The organism is Herbaspirillum sp. UBA812 (assembly GCF_002296545.1).
GTDB classification, from domain to species: Bacteria; Pseudomonadota; Gammaproteobacteria; order Burkholderiales; family Burkholderiaceae_D; genus Herbaspirillum; species Herbaspirillum huttiense.
The window spans coordinates 1,635-7,021 of the sequence record NZ_DBIC01000322.1 but is presented as its reverse complement, the minus strand read 5'-3'; the positions used below and the strand labels follow the sequence as shown (position 1 = coordinate 7,021).

The window sequence follows — 5,387 nt, the reverse complement described above, 5'->3', positions numbered from 1 at the left end:
AACGCTTGGCGACCTCTCGCACTCGCAGATTAAATGTGAACAGGCCCTAATACTGGCCTAGATCAAAACATCGGCAATAAGCGCAACAGCGCACTCACCCGGCTGACTATACTTGGCACCAGGATGGCCGCACGGCAACAGGCTGTGCGGCCATCTTGCTTTCATGCTTCCAGTTTCCGTCCCAGGATGATGTGATGTTCAATCAACTCAAAGCCACCTTCAAGTATTTCAACGATGCCGTCCCGTTCAAGCTGGGTCCGGCCCTGATCGCCACGGCGGTCCTGATCCTGCTGCTGCTCACGCCCTGCCCGGCGGGGCTGGAGCCCAAGGCCTGGGCGCTGGTGGCGATCTTCCTCACCACCATCGTGGCCATCATCCTGAAGGTCATGCCCATCGGCGTGATGGCGATGATGGCCATCGTCATCGTCTCGCTGTCACAGGTCACCTCGACTTCCTCCAAGGGCGCGATTGCCGATGCGCTGGCGAGTTTTTCCAATCCGCTGATCTGGCTCATCGTGGTGGCCATCCTGATTTCGCGCGGCTTGAAGAAGACTGGTCTGGGTCGCCGTGTGGGGCTGATGTTCATTGCGCTGCTGGGCAAGCGCACGGTGGGCATCGGCTACGGACTGGCCATCTGCGAACTGGTGCTGGCCCCCTTCACGCCCAGCAATACGGCGCGGGGCGGCGGCATCGTGCATCCCATCATGAAGTCGATTGCCAATGCCTTCGATTCCGATCCGGCCAAGGGCACGCAGAACAAGGTCGGCACCTATCTGGCGCTGGTCAACTATCACGCCAATCCGATCACCTCGGCCATGTTCCTCACCGCCACCGCGCCCAATCCGCTGGTGGTCAACTATGTGGCCAAGGCCACCGGCCATGCGCTGCAACTCTCATGGACCACCTGGGCGCTGTGCATGCTGCTGCCGGGCCTGGTGTGCCTGCTGATCATGCCGATGGTGATCTACCTGCTCTCGCCGCCGGAGCTGAAGTCCACGCCCAACGCGGTGGACTACGCCCGCAGCGAGCTGGACAAGATGGGTCGCCTCGGGGCCAGCGAGAAGGTGATGCTGGGGACCTTTGCGCTGTTGCTGCTGCTGTGGGCCAACGTCCCGGCGATGTTGCTCGGTGCGGCCTTCACCCTCGATCCCACGGTGGTGGCGTTCGTTGGATTGTTCGTGCTCATCATCACCGGCACGATTGACTGGGATGATGTGCTCTCGGAAAAGAGCGCGTGGGATACGCTGGTGTGGTTCGGCGCCCTGGTGATGCTGGCCGAGCAGTTGAACAAGACCGGTGTGGTGGCCTGGTTCTCGGAAGGCATGAAGGCCGCCATCGTGGCCAGCGGCATGGGCTGGATCGCGGTGGCTGCAGTGCTGCTGCTGGTCTTCGTCCTGTCGCATTACTTCTTCGCCAGCACCACCGCGCACATCAGCGCGATGATGCTGGCCTTCCTCACGGTGGGCGCGCAATTGCTGCCGCCGCAGTACGTGGTCCCCTTCATGCTGATGATGACTGCAGGCTCGGGCGTGATGATGACGCTGACGCATTACGCTACTGGCACTTCGCCGATCATCTTTGGTAGCGGTTACGTGTCCATGGGCAAGTGGTGGGGCGTGGGTTTCGTGATGGCGGTGGTGGAATTGCTGGTGTTTGCGACGGTGGGTATGGTGTGGTGGAAGGTGTTGGGGTATTGGTAAGAGTGCGGTGAGATCGAAGCGAAGCCAGATTGTCATCAGTTGTTCGCGATGCTGCTTCGCTTCGTGATTCGGCTCGGGCAGAATGCTGCTCCCTTCGTTACTTCCGAGAGACAGGCATCATGCGAGAGATCAGGGCTGTATCGCCCGGCGAATTGCTCAAGATCGAATTTCTGAAGCCCTGCGGTATTACCCAATACCGCCTGGCCAAGGAAATCGGCGTATCGCAATTGCGCATCAGCGAGATCGTCAATGGCAAGCGTGCCGTAACAGCCGATACTGATTTGCGGCTCGCACGCTTCTTCGGCCTCTCCGCCGGATACTGGCTGCGCGCGCAAGTCGCGTATGACACCGAAGTCGCGCGTGAAAAGATGCGCGATGTGCTCGCTGGTATCAAGCAGTGGCAACCCAGGAAGCCGAGCCCGGTTTGAGGAGGCAGCGGCTTCAACGAAAATGACGGCTTCCGGAGAAGCCGTCATTTTTTATTGCGTCAAAGTTCTGCGTACGCCGGGACTGCTTACTTCAAGTCCAGCACAATCCGCCCATCAATCTTGCCCTCTTCCATACGCGCAAAGATGGCATTGATGTTGTCCAGCTTGTCCCAGGTAAAGTGCGCCGCCACCTTGCCTTCGGCCGCAAAGACCAGCGACTCTTCCAGATCCTGGCGCGTGCCGACGATGGAGCCGCGCACGGTGATGCGCTTCAACACCGTATTGAACACCGGCAGGCTGATGTCGCCCGGTGGCAGGCCCACCAGCGCCATGGTGCCGCGTGCACGCAGGAAACCGAACGCCTGTTCCATCGCCTTGGGCGACACCGCCGTTACCAGCGCACCATGCGCGCCACCGATGATGCGCTGGACTTCGGCCACCGCATTGTGGTCGCGGCCATCGACGGTCAGGTCGGCGCCCAGTTTTTTGGCCAGCGCCAGTTTGTCTTCGTGGATGTCGGCAGCGACTACGTGCATGCCCATGGCCTTGGCATATTGCACGGCCATGTGGCCCAGGCCGCCGATGCCGGAGATCACCACCCATTCACCGGGGCGCACCTCGGTTTCCTTCAAGCCCTTGTAGACGGTCACGCCTGCGCACAGCACGGGGGCTGCCGGGCCGAAGTCCAGGCCAGCGGGCAGGTGGCCGACGAAGTTGGGATCGGCCAGGCCATATTCGGCAAAGCTGCCGTTGACGGAATAGCCGGTGTTCTGTTGTTCGGCGCACAGGGTTTCCCAACCGGTGCGGCAGGGTGAGCAGCAGCCACAGGCCGTATGCAGCCAGGGCACGCCGACGCGGTCGCCTTCCTTGACGTGCTTCACGCCAGCGCCCAGCGCAGCGACGTAGCCGGTGCCTTCGTGGCCGGGAATGAACGGGGGTGTGGGTTTGACGGGCCAGTCGCCATGGGCGGCGTGCAGGTCGGTATGGCAGACACCGCTGGCTTCGAACTTGACCAGGATCTGGCCCGGACCAGGCGTGGGAACAGGCACTTGTTCAATCGACAGGGGCTTGCCGAATTCGCGGACGACGGCCGCTTTCATCATTTGCGTCATATGCACTCCTCGGGGGGATCAACGGGATGCCAGGGCAGGACGCGGCCTTGTGCTGCAATGGCCAACTGTTGTTCCTGCCTGCAAGCGTCAATATCCTCCGCGTGCCGCACGACGACAATCAATGATTGCGCATGGATTGATCCATGTCGCCCATCGTTGAAAAACAAGGTGAGTGCAGTTGCGCATGCCTCTGCCGCATGCGTGCCTGACGCGCTTACTTTGCGATCACCACTTCCACATCGGTTTCCGCCAGCAGGGTGGCCAGCTCCGGCGGGGGCGGGGCATCGGTGAAGAGCACGTCGATCTGCGACAGGTGCGCCATCTTCACCAGCGCCTGCCGTCCGAACTTGCTGGCATCGGCCACCAGCCAGACCTGGCGCGACTGCTCGATGATGGTCTGGGCGACCTTGACTTCACGGGCATCGAAGTCCCGCAAGACCCCATCCATCTCGATGCTGGAAATGCCGATGATGCCGATATCCACCTTGAACTGCCGGATGAAATCGATGGTGGCCTCGCCCACGATGCCGCGATCCCGCGCGCGCACCACGCCGCCGGCAATGATGACCTCCAGCGCCGGATTGCTGGCCAGCGAATTGGCCACGTTCAGGTTGTTGGTCACCACGTGCAGGTTCTTGTGCTGCTGCAGGGCGCGCGCCACCTCTTCCGTAGTCGTGCCCAGGTTCAGGATCAGCGAACAGCCATCCGGCACCCGCGCCGCCACCGTGCGGCCGATGCGGCGCTTGGCGTCGGCATGCATGACCTGGCGTTCGGGATAGGCAATGTTCTCGGTCGAAGACAGCAGCCCGACCCCGCCGTGATAACGCGCCAGCAAACTGGCATCAACCATCGCCTTGACGTCGCGGCGCACGGTCTGGGTGGTCACGTTCAGCTGCTGGGCCAGCTCTTCCACTGAAATGGTGCCGTGCTTGCGAACGCATTCCAGCAGCGTCTGTTGCCTGGGATTGAGCATGGAGGTGATCGAAATCCGTTGATTTTTGGGAAACAATTTTGATTGGATATGAACATTAAAAAACATAAACGAACATAAAACAACAAATAATTGTTGATTTACTTTCGGGATGTCGCTTATCTTACGGTGCATTGGCAACTCCCGGGAAAGTGCGGGGTTGCCCGGCAGCTGTTGCACGCAAACACAGCGGAACCGCTGAGACGGCAATACGGTTACCGCACACAAGCAACACGGCACCAACACGGCACCAATACGGCAGTAATACAGCGGAAACACGACAGCAATACAGTGGCAGCCCCGACAGCAGTACGGTGTCATTGGCGCGGCCAGTACAGTTTTGCTACGGCACCAATACAGTTACAACCCGGAACCCATACGGATCCAATACGGAGAAGCGGCGAATGACGCTCGAATATGATCTCTTGGTGGTAGGCGGCGGCATCAACGGCGCGGGCATCGCGCGCGATGCGGCCGGGCGCGGCCTGCGCGTGCTGCTGTGCGAGCAGCATGACCTGGCCCAACATACCTCCTCGGCCAGCACCAAGCTCATCCACGGCGGCTTGCGCTACCTCGAATATTACGAATTCAAGCTGGTGCGCAAAGCCCTGCAGGAACGCGAAGTCCTGCTGCGCTCGGCACCGCACATCATCTGGCCGCTGCGCTTCGTCATGCCGCACGACGCCAACCAGCGTCCGGCCTGGATGATCCGCGCCGGCCTGTTCATGTACGACTACCTCGCCAAGCGCGAGATCCTGCCCGCCTCCGAAGGCGCGAACCTTGCCCGCCATCCGGGCGGGCAGCCGCTGAAGGGCGACTATCGCAAGGGCTTCGTCTATTCCGACGGCTGGGTCGACGATGCGCGCCTGGTGGTCTTGAACGCCATGGATGCCCAGGAACGCGGTGCCCGCATCCTCACCCGCACCAAGTGCATCAGCGCCCGCCGCGAAGGCGATACCTGGCATGCGGTGCTGGAACACCAGCACGCCAGCGGCGTGCAACAGGAAGAAGTGCGTGCCCGCGCCATCGTCAACGCTGCCGGTCCCTGGGCCGCGCGCTTTGCGCAGTCGGTGCCGCAGGCCAAGACCGGCCGCAGCCTGCGACTGATCAAGGGCAGCCATATCGTGGTCAAGCGTCTGTTCGATCACCCCTACGCCTACATCTTCCAGAACCCGGA

The 5,387-nt window shown here is 61.3% G+C and carries 5 protein-coding genes; 3 read left to right on the top strand and 2 right to left on the bottom strand.

Annotation, left to right across the window (positions count from 1 at the left end):
- Positions 1-194 precede the first annotated feature (194 nt).
- A complete protein-coding gene (locus tag B3873_RS21795; RefSeq protein ID WP_121044592.1) occupies positions 195-1,700 on the top strand; it encodes a DASS family sodium-coupled anion symporter in 1,506 nt (501 codons plus the stop codon).
- 119 nt (positions 1,701-1,819) lie between these two features.
- The gene (locus tag B3873_RS21790) at positions 1,820-2,128 is read left to right on the top strand and encodes a HigA family addiction module antitoxin (RefSeq protein ID WP_286869045.1); all 309 of its coding nucleotides are present in this window, start codon (positions 1,820-1,822) and stop codon (positions 2,126-2,128) included.
- A gap of 86 nt (positions 2,129-2,214) precedes the next feature.
- Here the strand turns inward: B3873_RS21790 and adhP are convergent, their stop codons facing one another.
- Positions 2,215-3,240 carry an alcohol dehydrogenase AdhP gene (gene adhP / locus B3873_RS21785; protein WP_121044585.1) on the bottom strand — a complete coding sequence of 342 codons (1,026 nt, stop codon included), beginning with the start codon at positions 3,238-3,240 and terminating at the stop codon, positions 2,215-2,217.
- 214 nt (positions 3,241-3,454) lie between these two features.
- Positions 3,455-4,213, bottom strand: a complete 759-nt coding sequence (locus B3873_RS21780; RefSeq protein WP_034331224.1) for a DeoR/GlpR family DNA-binding transcription regulator — start codon at positions 4,211-4,213, stop codon at positions 3,455-3,457.
- Between the two features lie 401 nt (positions 4,214-4,614).
- Between B3873_RS21780 and glpD the strand changes: the two genes are divergently transcribed.
- On the top strand, positions 4,615-5,387 hold a 773-nt coding region (glpD, locus tag B3873_RS21775; RefSeq protein ID WP_286869040.1), incomplete at its 3' end, for a glycerol-3-phosphate dehydrogenase.

Coding starts and splice junctions, on each gene's coding strand:
- B3873_RS21795 (WP_121044592.1), top strand. CDS start 195: ATGTTCAATCAACTCAAAGCCACCTTCAAGTATTTCAACGATGCCGTC.
- B3873_RS21790 (WP_286869045.1), top strand. CDS start 1,820: ATGCGAGAGATCAGGGCTGTATCGCCCGGCGAATTGCTCAAGATCGAA.
- adhP (WP_121044585.1), bottom strand. CDS start 3,240: ATGACGCAAATGATGAAAGCGGCCGTCGTCCGCGAATTCGGCAAGCCC.
- B3873_RS21780 (WP_034331224.1), bottom strand. CDS start 4,213: ATGCTCAATCCCAGGCAACAGACGCTGCTGGAATGCGTTCGCAAGCAC.